This window comes from Streptomyces sp. NPDC096205 (assembly GCF_044763135.1).
In the GTDB taxonomy this organism is placed as follows: Bacteria; Actinomycetota; Actinomycetes; order Streptomycetales; family Streptomycetaceae; genus Streptomyces.
Genome location: NZ_JBIWFS010000007.1, coordinates 501,292 through 524,554, shown reverse-complemented (window position 1 = coordinate 524,554; position 23,263 = coordinate 501,292). Strand labels below are relative to the sequence as shown.

The window sequence follows — 23,263 nt, the reverse complement described above, 5'->3', positions numbered from 1 at the left end:
CAAGGGGGTAGCGCACGAGGGGCAGGCGGCTGGATCAGTGGCGCCGCAACGAGCGGCCGAACCCGGAAGCCAGCGGCATCCGCAGCCCCAACGGCGGCGGCGCGGCCAGCGCGTCCTCCACGGGACGCGAGAAGGCATGCCCGAACAGGGAACCCATGACGAAGTCCTCGGCGAGGGCGAGCACTTCACTTCGGTGCTGCTGCAAGGCGTGCTTGTCGGAGTGGACTTCGAAGCGGCACACATCGCGGTTGGACTTCTTCGCCCGCGCCGCGAGCCGGAAGGACAGCTCCGGATCGGTCCGCTCGTCGTTCGTGCCGTGCACGATCAGCACCCGCCGCCCCGCGAGCTGCTTCACCGGTTCGGGCGGCGCCGCCATGTCCTCCTCGGGCAGCCAAGGGGCGATCGCCAGCACGGAGTTGACGGCTTCATGGCCGCCCGCGTGCAGCGCCGCGCGCCCGCCCATGTCGAGGCCGGCCAGACAGACGGGCACATCGCCGTAGCGTCGTACGACCTCGTCGGCGGCCCAGGCGGCGTCGCGCGCGAGATGGGCCTCGCTGCCGTTCCAGCCCCGGAAGCGGTAGTGCACCACATGCGTGACCAGCCCCTCCGCCCGGCCCGCACGGGCCAGCTGCCGTCCCAACGCCCTTACGGACGCGGACGCCAGCCAGGGCGAGGGCCGCCGCGCGGACTGCTCCTCACCCGCCGGGAGCAGCAGCACGACCCCGCTCACCGCCGTGGGCTCCGGCCCGAAACCCCGCCCCAGTCGGGCCTCACGCACCGACGTCGCTTCCTGTGCCATGGCAGAACAGTCTCAGAAGCGCGGGTGTACGCCACCCGTCCGTGCGGTCACCGTTACGTATCGGCCCGAGCCGTACACCGCGCCGTCTACGCGCGTAGGCGTTACAGTGCGAAAATGACGAGCCAGACTGACCGGATGAGGACCGCCCCGAGCCCGGACCAGATCCGCCGGGCACCCAAGGTTCTGCTGCACGACCACCTCGACGGCGGGCTGCGCCCCGGCACGATCGTCGAACTGGCCCAGGAGCAGGGCTACTCAGCTCTCCCCGAGACCGACCCGGCCAAGCTCGGCCTCTGGTTCCGCGAGGCCGCCGACTCCGGGTCCCTCGAACGCTACCTGGAGACCTTCTCCCACACCGTCGGCGTCATGCAGACCCGCGACGCCCTGGTGCGGGTCGCCCGCGAGTGCGCCGAGGACCTCGCCGAGGACGGCGTCGTCTACGCCGAAGTGCGCTACGCCCCCGAACAGCACCTGGAGGGCGGCCTCACCCTCGAAGAGGTGGTCGAGGCGGTCAACGAGGGCTTCCGCCAAGGCGAACGCAGCGCCCGCGAGAACGGCCACCGCATCCGCATCGGTGCCCTCCTCACTGCCATGCGGCACGCCGCCCGCGCCCTGGAGATCGCCGAACTCGCCAACCGTCACCGCGACCTGGGCGTCGTCGGCTTCGACATCGCCGGCGCCGAGGCCGGCTATCCGCCCACCCGGCACCTCGATGCCTTCGAGTACCTCAAGCGCGAGAACAACCACTTCACCATCCACGCCGGTGAAGCCTTCGGACTGCCCTCCATCTGGCAGGCCCTGCAGTGGTGCGGCGCCGACCGGCTCGGCCACGGGGTGCGCATCATCGACGACATCGAGGTCAAGGACGACGGCAGCGTCCACCTCGGCCGCCTCGCCTCCTACGTCCGCGACAAGCGCATCCCCCTGGAGCTGTGCCCCAGCTCCAACCTCCAGACCGGCGCCGCCACCTCCTACGCCGAGCACCCCATCGGACTGCTGCGCAGGCTGCACTTCCGGGCCACGGTCAACACCGACAACAGGCTGATGTCCGGCACCAGCATGAGCCGGGAATTCGAGCATCTCGTCGAAGCATTCGGTTACACGCTCGACGACATGCAGTGGTTCTCCGTCAATGCGATGAAATCAGCGTTCATTCCTTTCGATGAACGCCTCGCGATGATCAATGACGTGATCAAGCCTGGCTACGCCGAGCTCAAGTCCGAATGGCTGTTCCAGCAGACGGCCGCGACCAGGGACTCTACGGACTGACAGGGCGAACACGGGGCACGAAATGCGGGCGGGCATTCACAAGCCGTCCGCATTTCGATGTTTGCGGCGGCCGCCCGGGCGTGTTTACGTTCATGGACCGCTCCCCATCCCCGTGTCATCCCATTTCGAGTTCAGTCAAGGACGCATTCACGATGAAGCAGTCTGCTGCCAAGACCCTCGGTGTCGCCGCCCTCGGTGCCGCCTTCGCCGCCACCGGCGCGGGCGCCGCGAACGCCGCTCCGGCCGTGCCCGACGCGACCCAGGCGCTGGGGGCCGTCTCCCAGACCCTGCCCGCCGAGAACGTCTCCAAGGCGCTGCCGGGTGCCGGTGATGCCCTCACGCAGGCGCAGCCCGCTCTCGCCACCAGCCTCGCCACCGTGCAGCCGATCGCCACCCAGGCCCTCGCCGAGGGCCCGACCAAGCCGGTCGCCGGCCTCCTCGGCGGTCTGCCCCTCCAGGGCCTGCCCACGCACGGCCTGCCCGTGAACGGCATCCCGCTGGGCTGAGCACCTCACACGCCGTCGGGGCGCGACCTGGATCTCCGGGTCGCGCCCCGACGCATGCGCGCAGGGCGTCACCAGGCGGTGCGGGCGGCCTTGTCCTCGGAGGGCAGCAGTATCCACAGAGCGATGTACAGCAGGAACTGCGGGCCCGGCAGCAGACAGGACAGCAGGAAGATGACCCGCATCGTGGTCGTCGAGGTGCCGAAACGCCGAGCCAGCGCGGCACACACTCCGCCGATCATCCGGCCGTTCGTGGGGCGGGCAAGGCGGGACATGGCGGCTCCTTCGTGAGCTCCTCGGAAGGCGGCCCGAGCGGCTGCCTTCATCTGCCCTCCACGTTACGGAGACGAAGGGGGCAAAGCATCGCTCCAGGGGGCGATCCCGACCCTGGGAATCGTCGGGGTCCGACCCTGAGCCGCCTCCTCCTTCGGAAGGCCCGCCCGCCGCCGCAGCCGCGCCCGCCCCAGCGGAACCAGCACCACATGGACGAGGGCCACCCCGACGGTGTTCAGCAGCAGCGAGTCGACATCCACCACCTGGCCGGGCACACCCGTCTGCAACAACTCCACAGCCAGCGAGATCAGCGCCCCCGCCGCCGCCGTACGCAACAGCGACCCCAGCGGCGACACGGTCAGCCTTCCGCCCACCATCGGCAGCAGCACACCCAGCGGCGCCAGCAGCGCCATCCCCTCACCGATCCGCCGGGCCGCCTCGGGCCAGCCCAGCGCCAGATCGGCCCTGATCCCGGCGAGCGGCCGCAGATTGGCCGGCATCACCCAGGGGACGTCCAGCGGACGCAGCGTGAACCAGGCGACGAACGCGAGATGAGCGACGAGGAGAATCCCCCCGGTCACACGGATGCGGGACGCGGCGTTGCCGCCCATGGAGCCTTGACGCTGCACGCCCCCCTAGACGCGGCCCCCACCGCGAACGGTTCCGCGGACCGGAGGGTGAGGCCTACGACACACCGTTGCCGCGTCTCGCCGTATGCGGCTGCGGGCCGTCCTGGGCTGGTCGCGCAGTTCCCCGCGCCCCTGAGGAAGTGGGCCGTTCCCGCCGTATGCGACTACCGGCCGTCGTGGGCTGCTCGCGCAGTTCCCCGCGCCCCTGAAAGGGACGTTGCACGGCCGGTCAGTCGCGTACGGCGGGGAGGGGACGGGACGGGGGGTTGTCCGCCCGCAGCGGCCGGCGGAAACCCGTTCCACCCCCGTAGCCGACCAGATCGCCGGACCGAGGACGGACAACCCCCCGGCCCGGCCCCGACCCACCCACACAGCGGGTGCGCTACCGCCACCCCCACCGAACCCGCGCAGGCCGCCGCAGGCACCCGGCGGCGTCACTCACCCCGCGGCGGCCTCGGAAGACGGCGGTCGCACCTCACCCGGATGCGACCGCACATCCTCGGTGCACTCGTACCGGCGCAAGGCCCCCTCAGGGCCGCCCAGGATGACCGACCCGTCCCCCTCCGCGGCCTCGGAGTCGGAGAAGGTGCACACGATCTGGGCGAGGGCGTACGAGGACAGCGCCCCGGGCGGCGTGCTCAGCCGCAGCGTGTCCTCCGGGTCCCCGCCCCGAGGACCGCTCGCCTTCAGCCCGGAGGGCACGTCCGTGCTGTAGCCGGCCTCCCGCTCAGCCGCAGAGGGCCGTTCGGCCAGCTCCGTCAGCAGCCCCTGCGCCAGCAGCACCCGCCGAGCCGAGTCCGCCGTACCCTCCGGCACCCGCACCGACCGGTCCACCGTCACCAGCGAGGACGCACACCGCAGGAACACCTGCACGGCCAGCCCCCGAGAGGACTGCGTGGTGACATCCGCCCCGGCCAGCGAACAGTGCGCCCGAGAAGGCGCCGCCCCGAAGTCGGTCGGCACCTCGGTGGCCCGGATCCCGCACCCGGCGAGCACCCCGGCGAGGAGGGAGAACACCAACGCCCGACGCACCTTCACCCCGTTCACGAGGCGCCGCCCTCCTCGCCCGGCTCAGCCCGCTCCGCGACATCCGCCCCGTCCCGAGGCAACCGCAGCGTGAACACGGCCCCGCCCTCCGGCGAGTTGGCGGCAATGATCTCCCCGCCGTGGATGTGCGCGTTCTCCAGCGCGATGGACAGCCCCAGCCCGCTGCCCTCCGACCGCGGCCGGGACGCGCTCGCCTTGTAGAACCGGTCGAAGACATGCGGCAGGACGTCCTCGGGGATACCCGGCCCATGGTCGCGGACCGAGATGACGACCGAGTCGTCCGCCGTACGCACAGCGACCCGCACCGGCGAGCCCCCGTGCTTCAGCGCGTTCCCGATCAGGTTGGCCAGGATCACATCGAGCCGGCGAGGATCGAGCCGCGCGTGGATGCCGCGCTCGGCGTCCAGCTCCACCGCGTCCAGCCAGGCCCGGGCGTCGATGCAGGCGGTGATCTGGTCGGCGACGTCGACGTCGTCCAGCACCAGCCGAGCCGTACCCGCGTCGAACCGGGTGACCTCCATCAGGTTCTCCACGAGGTCGTTCAGCCGCCGCGTCTCGCTGACGACGAGCCGGACCGCGGGCTCGATCATCGGGTCCATGGACCCGGTCTCCGCCTCCAGCTCCTCCTCCAGCACCTCGGTCACCGCGGTGATCGCGGTCAGCGGCGTCCGCAGCTCATGGCTCATGTCCGCCACGAACCGCCGCGAGGCGTCGTCGCGCGCCGCCATCTCCGCGACCCGCTTCTCCAGCGCCTCGGCGGCGTTGTTGAACGTCCGCGACAGATCGGCGAGTTCATCGGTGCCCGACACCCGCAGCCGCGTGTCCAGCTTCCCCTCCCCGAGCCGCCGAGCGGCGACACCCAGCCGATGCACGGGCTTGAGCACCGTCGTCGCCGCGGCCTGGGCGAGCAGCGCGGAGCCGATCAGCGCCAGCGCCGTGGCGATACCCAGCGACCAGGCAAGGGAGTTGAGGTCCTTGGCCTCCGGCTCCAGCGACTTGAGCATGTAGCCGGACGCGCCGCCGCCGATCACCCGGGTGCCCGCCACCAGATAGGGGGTGCCGTCGTCGACGACGCGCTGCCAGTACAGGTGGTACTCGGCGTCGTTGGCCGACGTCAGCGACTGCTTCTTGTTCACCGCGGTGCGCAGCGACTTCGGTACGTCGCCCAGCGCGAAGCCGTTCAGCCCGCCCGAACTGCCGTAGACCGTCTTGCCGTCCGGGTCCTGGGCGACCAGCAGCACGGTGAAGTGCTGGCTGCCGCCCGCCATCTGCCCGGCGGTGCGCTGCAGTTCGTCCTGGGTGGGGTGCTCGGGCAGCGTGCCCGCGCGGTTCTGCATCTCCTGCTCGAAGTCGCGCAGCACCGCGTCCTGGGCGCGGGTGAGCACCGCCTCCCGGTTCAGCCAGTACGCGATGCCCGACGCGGACACCGCGGCCGTCAGCGCGACCAGACCGAACACGACCACCAGCCGCAGCCGCAGACTGGTGAAGCGCAGCCGTGAGAACACTCCCTTGCGATCCGCGGTCCAGCCGCGGAGACCCCCTTGCTCGTTCGTCACTGAGGCGGATCCAGCCGGTAGCCGACACCGCGCACGGTACGAATCAGCGTCGGCGAGGACGGCACGTCCTCCACCTTGGCGCGCAGCCGCTGCACACAGGCGTCCACGAGCCGCGAGTCACCGAGGTAGTCGTGCTCCCACACCAGCCGCAGCAGCTGCTGCCGCGACAGCGCCTGACCGGGCCGCCGGCTCAGCTCGAGGAGCAGCCGCAGCTCGGTCGGGGTCAGCTGCAGGTCCTCGCCGTTCTTCGTGACGGTCATCGCCGCCCGGTCGATGACCAGGCTGCCGAAGGCCGCGGCGTCGTTCGACTCGCGCTCCCCGCGCCGCAGCACGGCCCGGATCCGGGCGTCGAGGACCCGCCCCTGGACCGGCTTGACGACATAGTCGTCGGCGCCGGACTCCAGGCCCACCACGACGTCGATGTCGTCGCTGCGGGCGGTCAGCAGGATGATCGGCAGCTGGTCGGTGCGCCGGATACGCCGGCACACCTCGAAGCCGTCGATGCCGGGCAGCATCACGTCCAGCACGATCAGGTCCGGCCGCTGCTCGCGCAGCAACTGCAGACCGTCCTCACCGCTGGCAGCCGTGGCCACCCGGTGTCCCTGGCGCGTCAGTGAGAGCTCCAGGGCCGTCCGGATGGCGTCGTCGTCCTCGATCAGCAACAGGGAAGGCACGGGCTCATTCTGGCCCATGGATGCCACAAGGATCGACCTGTGGGCCCGATGGAACGCAGCCCTTACGCGTGGTGCCTGTCCGTGATCCCGTTCTTCCCGGTGGACGACCCCTGTGACAGCTCTGTGACAGTCGGCGGACACGGCGATGAAGTGGCCCGGGCAAGCTTTTCGGCACAGGCAAGGAAGCAAGCCGAACACCGGCAAGTCCACGACGGGGGGCGCGAGATGAACACGCTGCACAGCATGAACACCAGCGCAGTGATCACGCGCCTGCACGACGTGCACACGCACCGGGGTTCCGAGAAGTCCGGTGCCGTGAGCGGGCGGGGGTGCGCTCGCGGCACCGGACGTCAGCACACCGCGCATGTGCCGCAGGGCGTCGCGCCCTACATGACGGTGGTTGACGGTCTCACGGGGGAGACGCCGCACGGGGGAGCCGCGTACAGGGAGGAATCGGGGGAGCGCCGCTCGCTGTCGGAGGCCGAGTTCACGGCCTACGTCCAGGAGCGCCGCGCCTCCCTGTACGCCACCGCCTACCACCTGACCGGTGACCGCTTCGAGGCCGAGGACCTGCTGCAGAGCGCGCTGTTCTCGACCTACCGGGCGTGGGACCGGATCAGCGACAAGGCGGCGGTCGGCGGCTATCTGCGCCGCACCATGACGAACCTGCACATCAGCGCCTGGCGGCGGCGCAAGCTGAACGAGTACCCGACCGAGGAACTGCCGGAGACGCCCGGCGACACGGACGCGATGCGCGGCACCGAGCTGCGCGCGGTCCTGTGGCAGGCGCTGGCCCGGCTGCCCGAACTCCAGCGCACCATGCTGGTCCTGCGCTACTACGAGGGCCGCACGGACCCGGAGATCGCGGACATCCTCGGCATCAGTGTCGGCACGGTGAAGTCCAGCATCTGGCGCTCCCTGCGCCGGCTGCGCGAGGACGAGGTCCTCAGCTTCGGCCGTGACGAGGAGGACGCCTTCGGCGAGCTGGTCGCCTGAAGGTCGTAAAAAAAAGTTCCCCTGGGGGTGTATCAGGGGGACGGTACGGGGGTCTTGCTTACAGGTCCGGGGGGACGGGAACGGGGGAAGCACCACCGAGGGACCACGGGGGACACGGGGGAAAGCAAGGCATACGGGGGAAACACGGGGGAGCACAAAGGAAGCGGGACTGGAGGGCCGGGGGGTCCGTCCAGTCCCGCTTTCGCATGTGCGCTTCGCCGTACGACGGTCGGGCCGCGGCCCGCTCTCCGCCCTACGGACGCCGTACGACGGTCAGACCGCGGTCCGTGTTGCCGCGCAGCGACCCGCGGCCGCGGCGGCCAGCCGGTCCAGGGCCTCGTCCCGGTCGCAGGCGTGGGCGCCCAGCGCGCTCTGGCGGGCGACGATGGAACGCTCGGCACGCATCAGACGCCAGCCGCGGCGCAGCAGGAACGGCACCGACTTGCGGCCCTCCTTCAGATCGCGCAGGAAGCGCCGGCGGAAGGTGGTGACCGGACCGCGGCTCAGGCACAGCGCGTCGGCGAGCACTCCCGCCTCGCGGCAGCGCCCGACGATCTCGGCGGCGAAGATGCCCTCGGCGATGAACGCCGCGGTCCGCCCGATGTCGATGCTGTCGGCGCCGGTCCGGGCGCTGAGCGAGAGGTCGTAGACAGGGATGTCGGTACGGCCCGTGCGGCACAGGTCCTCGATGGCGGCGACGGCCGCGTCCGCGTCCCAGGAGTCCGGGTGGTCCCAGTCGATGTCGGAGCTCCCCGTCACCCGCGGCAGCGTCGGGTCGTCGCCCTCCTTGTAGAAGTCGTCGAGCCGCAGCACCGGAAGGCCGGAGCGGGCCGCGAGCAGGGACTTGCCGGAGCCGGAAGGGCCGCAGAGCAGCACGACTCGCGTGGGTATGGGCGGTTGGGGACTCACGGAACACCAGTGTGAGGCATCCGCGCGCGGTTCACGACCCAGCGGGTCGGCTTTGAAGCCCGCGTCACACCTCAACTACGCTTCGCGTCTGACCGATTACCTAGCGCATCAGAAGGTGGCACCGATGGGCCGACACGACGACTCCCCGAACTCCACGGGCCGGCGCGCGCTGGCCGTGCTGGCCACGGCAGGCGTGGCACTGGGCGCTTCCGCCACGACGGCCGCCGCCTCCGACACCGGGCCGGCGCTGGACGTGGTGCGGACGCGTCCCACCTCGCTGGGCCACATCGACCCGCAGGCCGGGCTGACGGCGCTCACCGGGTCCGTCCAGTACGTGACCGGGCCGATCACCGCCCTGAAGCCCAACCCCCTTGCCGGCACGGGTGTCGACCCGCTCGACAACGGGGTCGGCACCCAGCTCGCCGACTTCCAGCCGCTGACGTCCCAGGCGCTGACGGGGCCGGTGGCTCAGGCGCAGTCGATCGGGGGCATTCCCGGGGGCTTGCTGGGGGGCTGAGCTGGTGCCCCCAGGGGCGCGGGGAACTGCGCGACCGGCCACGGACCGCCCGCAGCCGCCGACGGTCGGCAGCTCCCCGCCGCTCCGCCGTCCTCAGTAGGCGGAGCCCGATGCGCCGAGGCTGCCCGTCGGGTGCCAGACCGTCTTGGTCTCCAGGAACGCCGTCATGCGGTCGGTTCCCGCCGGTGCGGCCCAGTCGTCCACAGGCTGTGGACGCAGGACGCGCTTGAGGTTGTCGGCCGCGGCGATCTCCAGCTCCTTGGCCAGCGCCTCGTCCGCGCCGGCCAGGTCGATCGCGTTGACGTCCTGGTGCGCGGCGAGGGGCGCCGCGATCTCGGCCGTACGGCCGGACAGGACGTTGACGACGCCGCCCGGCAGGTCGGAGGTGGCCAGGACCTCGCCCAGGGAGAGGGCGGGGAGCGGGGACTTCTCCGAGGCGACGACGACGGCGGTGTTGCCGGTCGCGATGACCGGGGCGATCACCGACACCAGGCCCAGGAACGACGACTCCTGCGGGGCGACGACCGCGACCACGCCCGTCGGCTCCGGGGAGGACAGGTTGAAGTAGGGACCGGCGACCGGGTTGGCGCCGCCGACCACCTGGGCGATCTTGTCGGTCCAGCCCGCGTACCAGACCCAGCGGTCGATCGCCTCGTCCACCTGTGCGGCCGCCTTCGACTTGGACAGCCCCTCGGCGTCGGCGACCTCGCGCACGAACTGGTCCCGGCGGCCCTCCAGCATCTCGGCGACGCGGTAGAGGATCTGGCCGCGGTTGTACGCCGTCGCGCCCGACCAGGCACCGAACGCCTTGCGGGCTGCGACGACCGCGTCACGGGCGTCCTTGCGGCTCGACTGCGGTGCGTTGGCCAGCCAGTTGCCCTTGGAGTCCGTCACCTCGTACACCCGGCCGCTCTCGGAACGCGGGAACTTCCCGCCCACGTACAGCTTGTAGGTCTTGAACACACTGAGACGGTCAGACATCGAGGTACGCCTCCAGGCCGTGGCGGCCGCCCTCGCGGCCGAAGCCCGACTCCTTGTAACCGCCGAACGGCGAGGTCGGGTCGAACTTGTTGAACGTGTTGGACCAGATCACGCCCGCGCGCAGCTTGTTCGCCACGGCGAGGATGCGCGAACCCTTCTCGGTCCAGATGCCCGCCGACAGGCCGTACGGCGTGTTGTTGGCCTTGGCGACGGCCTCGTCGGGCGTACGGAACGTCAGCACCGACAGGACCGGGCCGAAGATCTCGTCGCGGGCGACGGTGTGCGCCTGGGTGACGTTCGTGAACAGCGTCGGGGCGAACCAGTAGCCGGCCTCGGGGATGTCGCAGGCCGCGGACCAGCGCTCGGCACCCTCCGCCTCGCCCTTCTCGACGAGGGTGGTGATCCGGGCGAGCTGCTCCTCGGAGTTGATCGCGCCGATGTCGGTGTTCTTGTCCAGCGGGTCGCCCAGGCGCAGGGTGGAGAGCCTGCGCTTCAGCGACTCCAGCAGCTCGTCCTGGATCGACTCCTGGACCAGCAGCCGGGAGCCCGCGCAGCAGACCTGGCCCTGGTTGAAGAAGATGCCGTTGACGATGCCCTCGACGGCCTGGTCGATGGGGGCGTCGTCGAAGACGATGTTGGCGCCCTTGCCGCCCAGCTCCAGGGTGACCTTCTTGTGCGTGCCCGCGACCGACCGGGCGATCTGCTTGCCGACGGCCGTGGAGCCGGTGAAGGCGACCTTGTCGACGTCCGAGTGCGCGACGAGCGCGGCGCCCGTGTCGCCGTAGCCCGGAAGGATGTTGACGACACCCTTGGGCAGGCCCGCCTGGCGGCAGATGTCCGCGAAGAACAGCGCGGACAGGGGGGTGGTCTCGGCCGGCTTCAGGACGACCGTGTTGCCGGTCGCGAGGGCCGGGGCGATCTTCCACGCCAGCATCAGCAGGGGGAAGTTCCAGGGGATGACCTGGCCGGCCACGCCCAGCGGGCGCGGGTTCGCGCCGAAGCCGGCGTGCTCCAGCTTGTCGGCCCAGCCCGCGTAGTAGAAGAAGTGCGCGGCGACCAGGGGCAGGTCGGCGTCGCGGGTCTCCTTGATCGGCTTGCCGTTGTCCAGCGTCTCCAGGACGGCCAGCTCACGGCTGCGCTCCTGGATGATCCGGGCGATGCGGAAGAGGTACTTCGCGCGCTCGGAGCCCGGCAGTGCCGACCACTTCTCGAACGCCTTGCGGGCGGCCTTGACCGCCCGGTCGACGTCGGCCTCACCGGCCTGGGCGATCTCGGAGAGCACCTCCTCGGTCGACGGGGAGACGGTCTTGAAGACCTTGCCGTCGGCCGCCTCGGTGAACTCGCCGTCGATGAACAGGCCGTAGGACGGGGCGATGTCGACGACCGAGCGGGACTCGGGCGCCGGTGCGTACTCAAAAGTCATGTCGATCAGTCCACCGTCACGTAGTCGGGGCCGGAGTAGCGGCCGGTGGCCAGCTTCTGGCGCTGCATGAGCAGGTCGTTCAGCAGCGAGGAGGCGCCGAAGCGGAACCAGTGGTTGTCCAGCCAGTCCGCGCCTGCCGTCTCGTTGACCAGGACCAGGAACTTGATCGCGTCCTTGGTGGTGCGGATGCCGCCGGCGGGCTTCACTCCGACCTGTACCCCGGTCTGGGCGCGGAAGTCGCGGACGGCCTCCAGCATCAGCAGGGTGTTCGCGGGGGTCGCGTTGACGGCGACCTTGCCGGTGGAGGTCTTGATGAAGTCGGCGCCCGCCAGCATGCCGAGCCAGCTGGCCCGGCGGATGTTGTCGTACGTCGAGAGCTCGCCGGTCTCGAAGATGACCTTGAGGCGGGCGGCCCCGCAGGTCTCCTTCACCGCGACGATCTCGTCGTACACCTTCAGGTACTTGCCCGCGAGGAACGCCCCGCGGTCGATGACCATGTCGATCTCGTCCGCACCCGCGGCGACGGCGTCCCGCACGTCGGCCAGCTTCACGTCGAGCGCGGCGCGGCCGGCCGGGAAGGCGGTGGCCACCGAGGCGACCTTCACGCCGGAGCCGGCGACGGCCTCTTTTGCGGTGGCCACCATGTCGGGATAGACGCAGACCGCGGCCGTGGTGGGCGTGGTGCGGTCGGTCGGGTCGGGGAGGACCGCCTTGGCGCCGAGCGCCCGGACCTTGCCCGGGGTGTCCGCGCCTTCCAGCGTCGTCAGGTCGACCATCGAGATGGCGAGGTCGATCGCGTACGCCTTGGCGGTCGTCTTGATGGAACGGGTGCCGAGGGAAGCGGCGCGCGCCTCCAGGCCGACCGCGTCGACGCCGGGCAGCCCGTGGAGGAAGCGGCGCAGCGAGGTGTCTGACGACGTCACGTCCGAGAGGGCGTGTGCTGCGGTGGGTGCATTGGTGGGCATGGTCACCAGACGAGCATATCTACGCGCGTAGCGGCTGTACAGGGGGGCGGGTGCGCCTTATCGCCGTGGGTGGATTTGTCCCGTTCGCGTCTGCGGGTGGTCGTGGGTTGCTCGCGCAGTTCCCCGCGCCCCTTCAGGGACATGCACTGTGCCTGCTCAAGGGGCGCGGGGAACTGCACGATCGGCCACGGACGGTCCGCACCCGCGAACGCGCACAGACCCCCACGGCGAGGAGGCGAACAAAACCCCCAGGCATAATCGCGGGCATGACCACCAACGACCGGATCTACCGCTCGCCCATGGCCCTCGTCGGCGGCGTGCTGCTGCTCGCCCTCGCCGGCTGGCTCGGCATCGACGCGTTGATCCGGGGCGAGGGACGCACACCCTGGCTCGCCCTCGCCGCTCTGCTCACCTTCGTGCCGCTGGTCGTGGCCTACACCCTCAGGCCCGCCGTCTTCGCCGGCGAGGACCGCCTGCGCGTCCGCAACCCGCTGCGGGACGTCACCCTGCCCTGGGGCGAGATCGCCTCCCTGCGCTCCGGCTACACCAACGAGGTCGTGGCCAACTCCGGCGACAAGTTCCAGCTGTGGGCCGTCCCCGTCTCCCTGCGCGGCCGCAAGCGGGCCGCCCGCCGCCAGCAGCGCCGCGACGCCCAGGCCGCCGCCGCCAAGGCGGGCAAGCGGGTGCGGGGCAGCGCCTTCGGGCCGGCCGCCGACCTGGACGAGGGCCCGCTGCGCGACGAGGGCGACAAGATCATGGACGAGCTGCGCGCCATGCGGGAGGCCCGCGAGAAGGCGAAGACGTCGCAGGGCGAGGTCACCGTGCGCTGGGCGTACGAGATCATCGCGCCGGCCGTCGTGGGCGCGGTGCTGCTCGCGGTGCTCTCGGCGCTGGGGTGAGCCCGCAGCGCCAGGACAACCCCTTCCCCGGTTCGTCCGTCTGACCTTCGATGAGTACGAACGCCGACATCGAAGGTCCCCTGCCGCTGCCCGCCGGGCTCGTGCCCGAGGGCAGTCCGGCCTGGGACGGTGAGCGGGCCCGGCACTGGACGGCCGCGCTCGCGCCCCGCTGGATGCCCGGCCGGACACCCGACGCCGTGAACTTCTGCCTGCTCGTGGCCGCGCTCACCGCGAGCGGGGCCCTGCACCTGTACGCCGGCCTGCCCGCCTGGGTGGCCGCGCTCGCCGCGCTGCACCTGGTGTGGACGCCCCTGCGGCCGGAGGCCGTCGTGGTGTCCGCCCCGGTCGCGGCCGGACTGGTGCTCGTACAGGCGCAGGCACCGCTCGGCGCGCGGCTCGGCCTGGCCGTCGTACTCGCCGTGGCGTGGGCCCTCGTCCTGCCGCGGCTGCTGGCGCGCGGGCGGCAGCGGGCGGCGGCCCCCGGGGGAGTGACCGCGGTGGTGCCGGACGCCGCGGGGAAGGTCCTCCGCGGGCGGTTCCTGATCGGGGCGGGGGTGCTCGTCGCGGCGGCCGGGGCCACGCTGTTCGCCGTACGGGACTTCTGGGACCTGGCCGAGGACCGGCAGGTCACCCCGGCGCTGGCCTGGTGTGTCGTCGGGCTGGGCGTCACCGTGGTGCTCTCCGGGGTGCTGGCCCGCCGCCGTGCGCTCGCCCTGCGCGCGGGGCCCGTGCCGGTGCTGCGGGTGCTGGTGCGGGAGGGCGTCGACGTGGACCTGGAGGTCTTCGCGGCCGACGACCGGGCCGGACTGCGCCCGCTGTTCACGGTAGCCACGTCGTTCGCCGACGAAGACGACGAGGACGACGAAGACGACGAGGGCGACAAGGACGACGAGGACGACGACAGCGACGACGAGTTGCAGGCCCTCCTCGACCGGCTGGACGCCGAGGAGCCGGGCCCGCTGCGGGAGGCCGTCCTGTACGGCGCTCCCTGGGACGGGGCCGAGGTGGTCGTCGTCAGCGCCGCCGACCTGTCGGACGAGCCGCCCGTCACCGAGTGCTCGACCGGGCCGGTGCGGCCGCTGTCGGAGCGTGCCGTACGGCGCCGGGCCGCCCGGCAGAAGCGGGCCGTGACCGACGAGTCCGCCGACCGGCAGCGCCTGGACGACCTCGCCGCGTCCGTGGCGGGCGGACAGGTGCGCCGGTGGCGGGCCGGGCTGCGCGACTGGCTCTCCCTGCTCGCCTTCCTCGGGATCGCCTGCGTCTTCGTCTGGGACGAGCACGGGGTGCTGCGCTGGCCGGCCGGGGCGTTCGTCGCCGCGGTGGCCTACGGCGTGGCCCCGCACCTGGCCGCCTGGTACGTCGTCGCCGACCGCGAGGGACTGTGGCTGGACGGCCTGAAGGGGCCCCGGCACATCCCCTGGGAGCAACTGCGGCTGGTGAAGGTCGACAAGCACCAGCTGAAGATCGACAGCACCGACCGCGACTTCATGGAGTGGACGCTCAACGGCAACCGCTGGCGCCGCCTGGAGCGCCGCCTCGGCCGGGTGCACCGCCAGGACCGGATCGCCGCCGAGCTCACCGCGCTGTGGCAGGACCCGGCCAAGCGTCCGACCGAGGCCGTCGAGCCCCGCCACCGAGGCGGCCCGCACTGGCCGTACGGCCTGATCGCGGCCCTGGCCTGGGCGGCGCTGCTGCTGTTCGTGCTGCCGTAGGGGGACACATGCCCGGTGACGGCGACGACTCCGGCAGAGCGCGGTCCTGCACAAGATGGTGCCGAGCGTGCCCCACGAGCAGGGCGTCGGCGGCGCGGTGAAGTCACCCGGTGAGGCGCCCCGAGGCGGAGACGGCCGTGGGGCGCCCCCGGACGGTGGGGCGCCCCACGGACGAGGGGGAGGGCGGCGTCAGATGCCGGCCGCCGCCGAGAGGTCGCGCTTGATCGTGGCGAGCAGGTCGGCCGCCTTGGCGCGTGCCTCGGGCAGCCGGCTGTGGTCGGCGACCGGGACGACGACCTCCAGGTAGCACTTGAGCTTCGGCTCGGTGCCGCTGGGGCGGACGATGACGCGGGCGCCGTCCAGGGTGTAGCGCAGGCCGTCGGTGGGCGGCAGCGTCTCCGTGCCCCGGGTGAGGTCCTCGGCGCGGGTGATGGCCAGGCCCGCGAGCTCGGTCGGGGGCTGCTCGCGCAGGCGCCGCATGGCGTCGGCGATCAGGGACAGGTCCTTCACGCGTACGGAGAGCTGGTCCGTGGCGTGCAGGCCGTGCTCGACGGCGAGGTCGTCCAGGAGGTCCAGCAGGGTGCGGCCCCGCTCCTTCAGCTCCGAGGCCAGCTCGGTGATCAGCAGCGCGGCGGTGATGCCGTCCTTGTCGCGCACGCCCTCGGGGTCGACGCAGTAGCCGAGCGCCTCCTCGTAGCCGTAGCGCAGGCCCTCGACGCGGGCGATCCACTTGAAGCCGGTGAGGGTCTCCTCGTAGGGCAGGCCCGCCTTCTCGGCGATCCGGCCGAGGAGGGAGGAGGAGACGATCGACTCGGCGAAGGTGCCGCGCGCGCCCCGGGCGACCAGGTGGGCGGCGAGCAGCGCGCCGACCTCGTCGCCGCGGAGCATGCGCCAGTCACCACCTTCCGGGCCGTCCTTCACCGCGACGGCGCAGCGGTCGGCGTCCGGGTCGTTGGCGACGATCAGGTCGGGCTCCACCTCGCGGGCCTTGGCGAACGCCAGGTCCATCGCGCCCGGCTCCTCCGGGTTGGGGAAGGCGACCGTCGGGAACGCCGGGTCGGGCTCGGCCTGCTCGGCGACCAGGACCGGCTCGGGGAAGCCGGCGCGGGCGAACGCGGCCAGCAGGACGTCCTTGCCGACGCCGTGCATGGCCGTGTAGACGGTGCGGGCGCCGCGGGCGGAGCCGTCGGCGAGGACGGCGTCCGTGCGGGCCAGGTAGGCGTCCAGGACCGCGTCGTCGAGCACCGACCAGCCGCTGTCGGGCCGGGGCACGTCCGCCAGGGCCGCGATCGCGTCGATCTCGGCGGCGATCTCCGCGTCGGCGGGCGGCACGATCTGCGAGCCGTCGCCGAGGTAGACCTTGTAGCCGTTGTCGCGCGGCGGGTTGTGGCTGGCGGTGACCTCGACACCGGCGACCGCGCCCAGATGCCTTATCGCGAAGGCGAGCACGGGCGTGGGCAGCGGGCGGGGCAGCAGGACGGCCTTCAGGCCCGCGCCGGTCATCACGGCCGCCGTGTCGCGCGCGAAGTCGGCGGACTTGTAGCGGGCGTCGTAGCCGATGACGACCAGGCCCCCGGTCTCGCCCTTGGCCTTGAGGTAGCCCGCGAGGCCGGCCGCCGCGCGGATCACGACCGAGCGGTTCATGCGCATCGGGCCGGCGCCCAGCTCACCGCGCAGCCCGGCGGTGCCGAACTGCAGGGTGCCGCTGAAACGGGCGGTCAGCTCGGCGACGTCCTCGGCGTCGACGAGCGCGGCCAGCTCCTCGCGGGTCTCCGGGTCGGGGTCCTCGGCCAGCCACGCCTGGGCCCGTGCCATGAGATCGTCGGTCACGTGCGGTCAACCTCTCGTGTGATGGGGTGCGGGGTGGCCCACGGACCGCGGCCCGGGCCCACCCCTTGTGCGACTCAGATCCGGCCGAGCACCTGGGCCAGCAGGGAGCCCATCCGGGCCGCCGAGTCACGGCCGGCCTGGAGGACCTCCTCGTGGTTCAGCGGCTCGCCGGTCATGCCCGCGGCGAGGTTGGTCACCAGGGAGATGCCGAGCACCTCGGCGCCCGCCTCACGGGCCGCGATGGCCTCCAGGACCGTCGACATGCCGACCAGGTCCGCGCCGATGACCCGGGCCATACGGATCTCCGCCGGGGTCTCGTAGTGCGGGCCGGGGAACTGCGCGTAGACGCCCTCCTCCAGGGTGGGGTCGATCTCCTTGCACAGGGCGCGCAGCCGCGGGGAGTACAGGTCGGTGAGGTCGACGAAGTTGGCGCCGACGATCGGGGAGGTGGCGGTGAGGTTGAGGTGGTCGCTGATCAGCACCGGCTGGCCGGGGCGCATGCCCTCGCGCAGACCGCCGCAGCCGTTGGTGAGGACGACCGTCTTGGCGCCGGCGGCGACCGCGGTGCGCACACCGTGGGCGACGGAGGCGACGCCACGGCCCTCGTAGTAGTGGGTGCGGCCCAGGAACACCAGGGCGCGCTTCTCGCCGATCTTGTACGAGCGGATCTTGCCGCCGTGCCCCTGGACCGCCGGCGGCGGGAACCCGGGCAGCTCGGTGACCTGGAACTCGGCGTCGGGATCGCCCAGTGCGTCCACGGCCGGTGCCCAGCCGGAGCCCATCACAAGGGCGACGTCGTGGGACTCGGCGCCGGTCAGTTCGCGCAGGCGAGCGGCGGCGGCGTCGGCTGCGGCGTACGGGTCGCCCTGGATGTCGTCCGGAAGAAGAGATGCGTTCACGCCGACGAGAGTAGCCGGTTATCGCCTACGCGCGTAGATGACAGAGCTCACGGGATGGCGATCGTTGTCCTGTCGTTTCCTACGAACGGTGTGGCGTCAGGGGTCGGTGTGGCTGCCGGGACGGCTCAGCAGGGCCGCTTCCGCAGCTCCATCACATAGTCGTGCGGCGCCCCCGCCGACTCCGCCGCGTCGGCGACCTCGCCGAGGTAGCGGGCCGAGGGCAGGCCGCCCTCGTAGGCGTTCAGGACGTACACCCAGGCGGACTCCTCGCCGTCCAGGGTGTGCACACGCACCCGCATGCGGCGGTAGATGCCGAGGCCGACACCCTCCCAGCGGTCGAGGGAGTCCTCGTCCATCGGGGCCACGTCGTAGAGGGCGACGAAGACCTGGGCCGACGGGTCCTCGACGATCGTGGCGAGGGCGCCCTCCCAGCCCAGCTGCTCGCCCCCGAAGGTCAGCCGCCACCCGTTCAGCCAGCCGGTGGCGCGCATCGGCGAGTGCGGGGCGCGGCGCGTCATGAGCCGCGCGTCGAGGTTGCCGGCGTACGCGGCATAGAGCGACATGGGGAGAGGGTACGGCAGCCGGAACTCACACCACCGCAGTCCTCGGGCGTCCCCTTTGTAACGGACGTACCACGCCCGGCCCCCCTGGGCAGTAGCACCTTGAAGGGTGCGGGACAATGGGGTACGTGACTCGGATCGTGATCATCGGTGGCGGACCCGGCGGATACGAAGCGGCCCTGGTGGCTGCTCAGCTCGGCGCGGAGGTGACCGTCGCCGACTGCGACGGTCTGGGCGGAGCGTCGGTGCTGACCGACTGCGTGCCGTCGAAGACCCTTATCGCAACGGCCGAGGTGATGACCACCTTCGACTCCTCCTACGAGGAGCTGGGCATCATCGTCGCCGACGACACGCCTCCGCTGGAGCAGGCCGCCCGGGTCGTGGGCGTGGACCTCGGCAAGGTCAACCGGCGGGTGAAGCGGCTCGCGCTCGCCCAGTCGCACGACATCACCGCCGCCGTCACCCGGGCCGGCGCCCGTGTGATGCGCGGCCGCGGCCGCCTGGAGGGCATGCAGGCCCTCGACGGCTCCCGCAAGGTCGTCGTCACCGCCGCCGACGGCACCGAGGAGACTCTCACCGCCGACGCCGTGCTCATCGCGACCGGCGGCCACCCGCGCGAGCTGCCCGACGCCAAGCCGGACGGCGAGCGCATCCTGAACTGGACGCAGGTCTACGACCTCGACGAGCTGCCCGAGGAGCTCATCGTGGTCGGCTCCGGCGTCACCGGCGCCGAGTTCGCCGGCGCCTACCAGGCCCTCGGCTCCCGGGTCACCCTGGTCTCCTCCCGCGACCGCGTGCTGCCCGGCGAGGACCCGGACGCCGCCGCCGTCCTGGAGGACGTCTTCCGCCGCCGCGGCATGAACGTCATGGCCCGCTCCCGCGCCCAGTCCGCCAAGCGGGTCGGCGACCGCGTCGAGGTCACCCTCGCCGACGGCCGGGTCATCACCGGCTCCCACTGCCTGATGGCGGTCGGCGCCATCCCCAACACCGAGGGGATGGGCCTGGAGGAGGCCGGAGTCAAGCTCAAGGACTCGGGCCACATCTGGACCGACAAGGTCTCCCGCACCAGCGCCCCGGGCGTGTACGCGGCCGGTGACGTGACGGGCGTCTTCGCGCTCGCCTCCGTCGCCGCCATGCAGGGCCGTATCGCCATGTACCACTTCCTCGGCGACGCGGTGGCCCCGCTGAACCTCAAGACGGTCTCCTCGAACGTCTTCACCGACCCGGAGATCGCCACCGTCGGCTACACCCAGGCCGACGTGGACGGCGGTGTCATCGAGGCCAAGGTCGTGAAGCTGCCGCTGCTGCGCAACCCGCGCGCGAAGATGCAGGGCATCCGCGACGGCTTCGTCAAGATCTTCTGCCGCCCGGGCACCGGCATCGTGGTCGGCGGCGTGGTCGTCTCGCCGCGCGCCTCGGAGCTCATCCACCCCATCTCGCTCGCCGTCGACAACAACCTGACGGTCGAACAGATCGCGAACGCGTTCACCGTGTACCCGTCCCTGTCGGGCTCGATCGCCGAGGTGGCACGGCAGCTGCACACCCGTAAGACCGGCGACGCGTAAGGCATTTCCTCGTCCGCGAGGGCGACGGGGGTATGCCCGCATACCACTTCCCGTCGCCCTGTGCGCGCAATTTCTGTTATTCGGCGCAAACTGCTGAAACCAGACGGCCCTTGGGGTTACTGTCAGTTTCGTGTTCGCTGCAGAACGTCGCCAATTGATCCTCGAAATGGTGCGAGCCAACGGGGCCGTGTCGCTCCGTGAGCTCGCCCGCGTCGTCCAGACCTCCGAAGTGACCGTACGGCGTGACGTGCGGGCACTGGAGGCAGAAGGACTCCTCGACCGCCGGCACGGCGGTGCGGTACTGCCCGGCGGACTCACCCGCGAGTCCGGCTTTCCGCAGAAGTCACATCTCGCGACCGCCGAGAAGACCGCCATCGCCGACCTCGCCGCGAACCTCGTCGAAGAGGGCGAGGCCATCGTCGTCGGAGCCGGAACCACCACCCAGGAGCTGGCCCGCCGGCTGGCCCGTATCCCCGGCCTGACCGTCGTCACCAACTCGCTGCTGGTCGCCCAGGCCCTCGCCCACGCCAACCGCGTGGAGGTCGTGATGACCGGCGGCACGCTGCGGGGCTCCAACTACGCACTGGTCGGCTCCGGCGCCGAGCAGTCCCTCCAGGGGCTGCGCGTGTCGCGGGCCTTCCTGTCCGGCAGCGGCCTCACCGCCGAGCGGGGGCTGTCCACCTCGAACATGCTCTCCGCGTCCGTGGACCGGGCGCTGGTGCAGGCCGCCGCCGAGGTGGTCGTGCTCGCCGACCACACCAAGCTCGGGACGGACACCATGTTCCAGACCGTGCCCACGGATGTGATCACCCGGCTGGTCACCGACGAGCCGCCCGCACACGACGACCGCGCGGCGACCGAGTTGCAGGCGCTGGCCGACCAGGGCGTGCAGATCGCGGTGGCCGGCGGCTCGGGAAACGGGGCCCCTGCCGGGGGTGAGGCCGCGGGGGTGCGCCCTCAGCGGCGGGACGTGCCTCTGCCGGCGCCTCGGCGTGGAACGACCCTCCGTGCGGGGGTCCTCGGTGAACAGGGGGCGTCTGTGGAGCGGGCTGCGCGGGTGGCTGATATGCGGCGTAGGTGAGTTTCGCTCGCCTCTCGCCGTAGGACTTGCCGTTTGGGCGCGTCTTGCCGTTCGTTGTGGCTTGTCGCGCAGTTCCCCGCGCCCCTGAAGGCACGCGGGGAAACCCCGTCGAAAAGTGATCAGTCCTTGATCTCGCAGATCGCCGCGCCCGACGTGATGGACGCGCCGACCTCCGCGGTCAGGCCCTTGATCGTGCCCGACCGGTGGGCGTTGAGAGGCTGCTCCATCTTCATGGCCTCCAGGACGACGACCAGGTCGCCCTCCTCGACCTGCTGGCCCTCCTCGACGGCGATCTTGACGATCGTGCCCTGCATGGGCGAGGCGAGGGTGTCGCCGGAGGCGACGGGGCCGGACTTCTTGGCCGCGCGGCGCTTGGGCTTGGCGCCCGCCGCGAGGCCCGTGCGGGCCAGGGACATGCCCAGGGAGGACGGCAGGGAGACCTCCAGGCGCTTGCCGCCGACCTCGACGACGACCGTCTCGCGGCCCGCCTCCTCGTCCGTCTCGGCGTCGGCCGGGGCGGCGAAGGGCTTGATCTCGTTGACGAACTCGGTCTCGATCCAGCGGGTGTGGACCGTGAACGGGTCGGACGAGCCGGTGAGTTCGGGCGCGAACGCCGGGTCCTTCACCACCGCGCGGTGGAACGGGATGGCGGTGGCCATGCCCTCGACCTGGAACTCCTCCAGCGCACGCGACGCACGCTGCAGGGCCTGCTCACGGGTGGCGCCGGTGACGATCAGCTTGGCCAGCAGCGAGTCCCACGCCGGGCCGATGACCGAGCCGGACTCCACGCCCGCGTCCAGCCGGACACCCGGACCGGACGGCGCGTCGAACCGCGTGACCGTACCGGGAGCCGGGAGGAAGTTGCGGCCCGGGTCCTCGCCGTTGATGCGGAACTCGAAGGAATGGCCGCGGATCGCCGGGTCGTCGTAGCCCAGCTCCTCGCCGTCGGCGATACGGAACATCTCGCGGACCAGGTCGATACCGGTGACCTCCTCGGTGACCGGGTGCTCGACCTGGAGGCGGGTGTTGACCTCCAGGAAGGAGATCGTGCCGTCGAGGCCGACGAGGAACTCCACCGTGCCGGCGCCGACGTAGCCGGCCTCCTTCAGGATGGCCTTCGAGGCGCTGTACAGCTCGGCCATCTGCTCGTCCGAGAGGAACGGCGCGGGGGCCTCCTCCACGAGCTTCTGGTGGCGGCGCTGCAGGGAGCAGTCACGGGTGGAGACCACGACCACGTTGCCGTGCTGGTCGGCGAGGCACTGGGTCTCGACGTGGCGCGGCTTGTCCAGGTAGCGCTCGACGAAGCACTCGCCGCGACCGAAGGCGGCGACCGCCTCACGGACGGCCGAGTCGTACAGCTCCGGCACCTCTTCGAGGGTGCGGGCGACCTTCAGACCGCGGCCACCGCCACCGAAGGCGGCCTTGATGGCGATCGGCAGGCCGTGCTCCTCGGCGAAGGCCACGACCTCCTCGGCACCGGAGACGGGGTCCGGGGTGCCCGCGACGAGCGGGGCACCGGCGCGCTGGGCGATGTGCCGGGCGGCGACCTTGTCACCGAGGTCGCGGATGGCCTGCGGCGGCGGGCCGATCCAGATCAGCCCCGCGTCCAGGACCGCCTGAGCGAACTCGGCGTTCTCGGAGAGGAAGCCGTAGCCCGGGTGGACGGCGTCGGCCCCGGACTCCCGGGCCGCGTTCAGGATCTTGTCGATGACCAGATAGCTGGTGGCCGGGGTGTCACCGCCCAGGGCGAACGCCTCATCCGCCGCGCGGACATGCAGAGCGTCCCGGTCCGGGTCGGCGTAGACAGCGACGCTGCCGATCCCGGCGTCCCGGCATGCACGGGCCACGCGGACAGCGATTTCGCCACGGTTGGCGATGAGCACCTTGCGCACGATTGAGGCTCCCTCCTTGAAACAAGCCGAGTTTAGGGACTGCCGACACGGCAGTTCGACCCGTCCCCAATGGTGAGCTGTGCCACACGGAGCGTGATGCGAGGCCTGCTCCACCCGTGAAATCCCTTGTCGCACCTTGATACGCAGGACTCCTCCGGGAAACCCTAGCCCTCTCATGTGGCCAAGGTCTCTGTGCGAGCGTGCTGCGGCCCACTCTGTTTCTTTGTCGAGTCCCTACGAATGGCCCAATGATTCTTTGCCCGTCACCGAACCCTTGTCCGCTG

At 71.6% G+C, this 23,263-nt stretch carries 22 protein-coding genes; 8 read left to right on the top strand and 14 right to left on the bottom strand.

The features are described 5' to 3' along the window. Nucleotides 1–34: 34 nt before the first annotated feature. Nucleotides 35–799: an alpha/beta hydrolase family protein gene (locus ACIQ6Y_RS27210; protein WP_404042607.1), complete on the bottom strand. Its 765-nt coding sequence runs from the start codon at nt 797–799 to the stop codon at nt 35–37. A gap of 114 nt (nt 800–913) precedes the next feature. Between ACIQ6Y_RS27210 and ACIQ6Y_RS27205 the strand changes: the two genes are divergently transcribed. Together ACIQ6Y_RS27205 and ACIQ6Y_RS27200 are read left to right on the top strand one after the other, a co-directional pair. After that, on the top strand, nt 914–2,068 hold the full coding sequence (locus tag ACIQ6Y_RS27205; RefSeq protein WP_404042606.1) for an adenosine deaminase: 1,155 nt from the start codon (nt 914–916) through the stop codon (nt 2,066–2,068). 152 nt (nt 2,069–2,220) lie between these two features. Beyond that, entirely contained in the window at nt 2,221–2,574 is a 354-nt protein-coding gene (locus tag ACIQ6Y_RS27200) for an ATP-binding protein (RefSeq protein WP_404042605.1), read from the top strand. A gap of 68 nt (nt 2,575–2,642) precedes the next feature. Here the strand turns inward: ACIQ6Y_RS27200 and ACIQ6Y_RS27195 are convergent, their stop codons facing one another. The 5 genes from ACIQ6Y_RS27195 to afsQ1 form a co-directional block, all read right to left on the bottom strand. Continuing rightward, nucleotides 2,643–2,846, bottom strand: a complete 204-nt coding sequence (locus ACIQ6Y_RS27195; protein WP_404042604.1) for a PspC domain-containing protein — start codon at nt 2,844–2,846, stop codon at nt 2,643–2,645. A 63-nt stretch (nt 2,847–2,909) separates the two neighbouring features. After that, on the bottom strand, nt 2,910–3,473 hold the full coding sequence (locus ACIQ6Y_RS27190; protein WP_404042602.1) for a VanZ family protein: 564 nt from the start codon (nt 3,471–3,473) through the stop codon (nt 2,910–2,912). A gap of 438 nt (nt 3,474–3,911) precedes the next feature. Continuing rightward, nucleotides 3,912–4,511: a hypothetical protein gene (locus tag ACIQ6Y_RS27185; RefSeq protein ID WP_404042653.1), complete on the bottom strand. Its 600-nt coding sequence runs from the start codon at nt 4,509–4,511 to the stop codon at nt 3,912–3,914. 5 nt (nt 4,512–4,516) lie between these two features. Continuing rightward, nucleotides 4,517–6,076: an ATP-binding protein gene (locus tag ACIQ6Y_RS27180; protein WP_404042601.1), complete on the bottom strand. Its 1,560-nt coding sequence runs from the start codon at nt 6,074–6,076 to the stop codon at nt 4,517–4,519. Continuing rightward, complete coding sequence (gene afsQ1, locus ACIQ6Y_RS27175; protein WP_404042600.1) at nt 6,073–6,750, bottom strand: two-component system response regulator AfsQ1; 678 nt, start codon at nt 6,748–6,750, stop codon at nt 6,073–6,075. The genes ACIQ6Y_RS27180 and afsQ1 overlap by 4 nt, the downstream gene beginning before the upstream one ends. Before the next feature lie 225 nt (nt 6,751–6,975). Between afsQ1 and ACIQ6Y_RS27170 the strand changes: the two genes are divergently transcribed. Next, the gene (locus tag ACIQ6Y_RS27170; protein WP_404042599.1) at nt 6,976–7,746 is read left to right on the top strand and encodes a SigE family RNA polymerase sigma factor; all 771 of its coding nucleotides are present in this window, start codon (nt 6,976–6,978) and stop codon (nt 7,744–7,746) included. A gap of 273 nt (nt 7,747–8,019) precedes the next feature. Here ACIQ6Y_RS27170 and ACIQ6Y_RS27165 read toward each other — a convergent pair whose 3' ends face one another. Next, a complete protein-coding gene (locus tag ACIQ6Y_RS27165; protein ID WP_404042598.1) occupies nt 8,020–8,655 on the bottom strand; it encodes a uridine kinase in 636 nt (211 codons plus the stop codon). Between the two features lie 124 nt (nt 8,656–8,779). Between ACIQ6Y_RS27165 and ACIQ6Y_RS27160 the strand changes: the two genes are divergently transcribed. Further along, complete coding sequence (locus tag ACIQ6Y_RS27160; protein ID WP_404042597.1) at nt 8,780–9,172, top strand: hypothetical protein; 393 nt, start codon at nt 8,780–8,782, stop codon at nt 9,170–9,172. A 93-nt stretch (nt 9,173–9,265) separates the two neighbouring features. On the opposite strand, the gene ACIQ6Y_RS27155 is transcribed toward ACIQ6Y_RS27160, so the two are convergent. From ACIQ6Y_RS27155 to deoC, 3 genes are read right to left on the bottom strand one after another with little or no spacing between them, the layout of a single operon-like run. Next, nucleotides 9,266–10,153: an aldehyde dehydrogenase family protein gene (locus tag ACIQ6Y_RS27155; RefSeq protein WP_404042596.1), complete on the bottom strand. Its 888-nt coding sequence runs from the start codon at nt 10,151–10,153 to the stop codon at nt 9,266–9,268. Next, complete coding sequence (locus ACIQ6Y_RS27150) at nt 10,146–11,582, bottom strand: aldehyde dehydrogenase family protein (protein WP_404042652.1); 1,437 nt, start codon at nt 11,580–11,582, stop codon at nt 10,146–10,148. The genes ACIQ6Y_RS27155 and ACIQ6Y_RS27150 overlap by 8 nt, the downstream gene beginning before the upstream one ends. Then, complete coding sequence (gene deoC, locus ACIQ6Y_RS27145) at nt 11,582–12,541, bottom strand: deoxyribose-phosphate aldolase (protein WP_404042651.1); 960 nt, start codon at nt 12,539–12,541, stop codon at nt 11,582–11,584. Before deoC ends, ACIQ6Y_RS27150 begins: the two co-directional genes overlap by 1 nt. Before the next feature lie 266 nt (nt 12,542–12,807). Between deoC and ACIQ6Y_RS27140 the strand changes: the two genes are divergently transcribed. After that, nucleotides 12,808–13,440: a PH domain-containing protein gene (locus ACIQ6Y_RS27140; protein WP_404042595.1), complete on the top strand. Its 633-nt coding sequence runs from the start codon at nt 12,808–12,810 to the stop codon at nt 13,438–13,440. A gap of 50 nt (nt 13,441–13,490) precedes the next feature. Then, nucleotides 13,491–15,152: a hypothetical protein gene (locus tag ACIQ6Y_RS27135; RefSeq protein ID WP_404042594.1), complete on the top strand. Its 1,662-nt coding sequence runs from the start codon at nt 13,491–13,493 to the stop codon at nt 15,150–15,152. Nucleotides 15,153–15,341: 189 nt separating this feature from the next. On the opposite strand, the gene ACIQ6Y_RS27130 is transcribed toward ACIQ6Y_RS27135, so the two are convergent. The 3 genes from ACIQ6Y_RS27130 to ACIQ6Y_RS27120 form a co-directional block, all read right to left on the bottom strand. Then, nucleotides 15,342–16,982, bottom strand: coding sequence for a phospho-sugar mutase (locus ACIQ6Y_RS27130; RefSeq protein WP_404042593.1), 1,641 nt, complete (start codon nt 16,980–16,982; stop codon nt 15,342–15,344). A gap of 74 nt (nt 16,983–17,056) precedes the next feature. Next, complete coding sequence (locus ACIQ6Y_RS27125; RefSeq protein WP_404042592.1) at nt 17,057–17,881, bottom strand: purine-nucleoside phosphorylase; 825 nt, start codon at nt 17,879–17,881, stop codon at nt 17,057–17,059. Between the two features lie 125 nt (nt 17,882–18,006). Continuing rightward, complete coding sequence (locus ACIQ6Y_RS27120) at nt 18,007–18,444, bottom strand: gamma-glutamylcyclotransferase (RefSeq protein ID WP_404042591.1); 438 nt, start codon at nt 18,442–18,444, stop codon at nt 18,007–18,009. Nucleotides 18,445–18,560: 116 nt separating this feature from the next. Between ACIQ6Y_RS27120 and ACIQ6Y_RS27115 the strand changes: the two genes are divergently transcribed. Both ACIQ6Y_RS27115 and ACIQ6Y_RS27110 read left to right on the top strand, forming a co-directional pair. Next, nucleotides 18,561–20,006, top strand: coding sequence for an NAD(P)H-quinone dehydrogenase (locus ACIQ6Y_RS27115; RefSeq protein WP_404042590.1), 1,446 nt, complete (start codon nt 18,561–18,563; stop codon nt 20,004–20,006). A 130-nt stretch (nt 20,007–20,136) separates the two neighbouring features. Beyond that, nucleotides 20,137–21,087 (top strand): DeoR/GlpR family DNA-binding transcription regulator, encoded by a 951-nt coding sequence (locus ACIQ6Y_RS27110; RefSeq protein WP_404042589.1) that lies wholly within the window; start codon nt 20,137–20,139, stop codon nt 21,085–21,087. A 119-nt stretch (nt 21,088–21,206) separates the two neighbouring features. On the opposite strand, the gene ACIQ6Y_RS27105 is transcribed toward ACIQ6Y_RS27110, so the two are convergent. Next, the gene (locus tag ACIQ6Y_RS27105; protein ID WP_404042588.1) at nt 21,207–22,979 is read right to left on the bottom strand and encodes an acetyl/propionyl/methylcrotonyl-CoA carboxylase subunit alpha; all 1,773 of its coding nucleotides are present in this window, start codon (nt 22,977–22,979) and stop codon (nt 21,207–21,209) included. Nucleotides 22,980–23,263 lie beyond the last annotated feature (284 nt).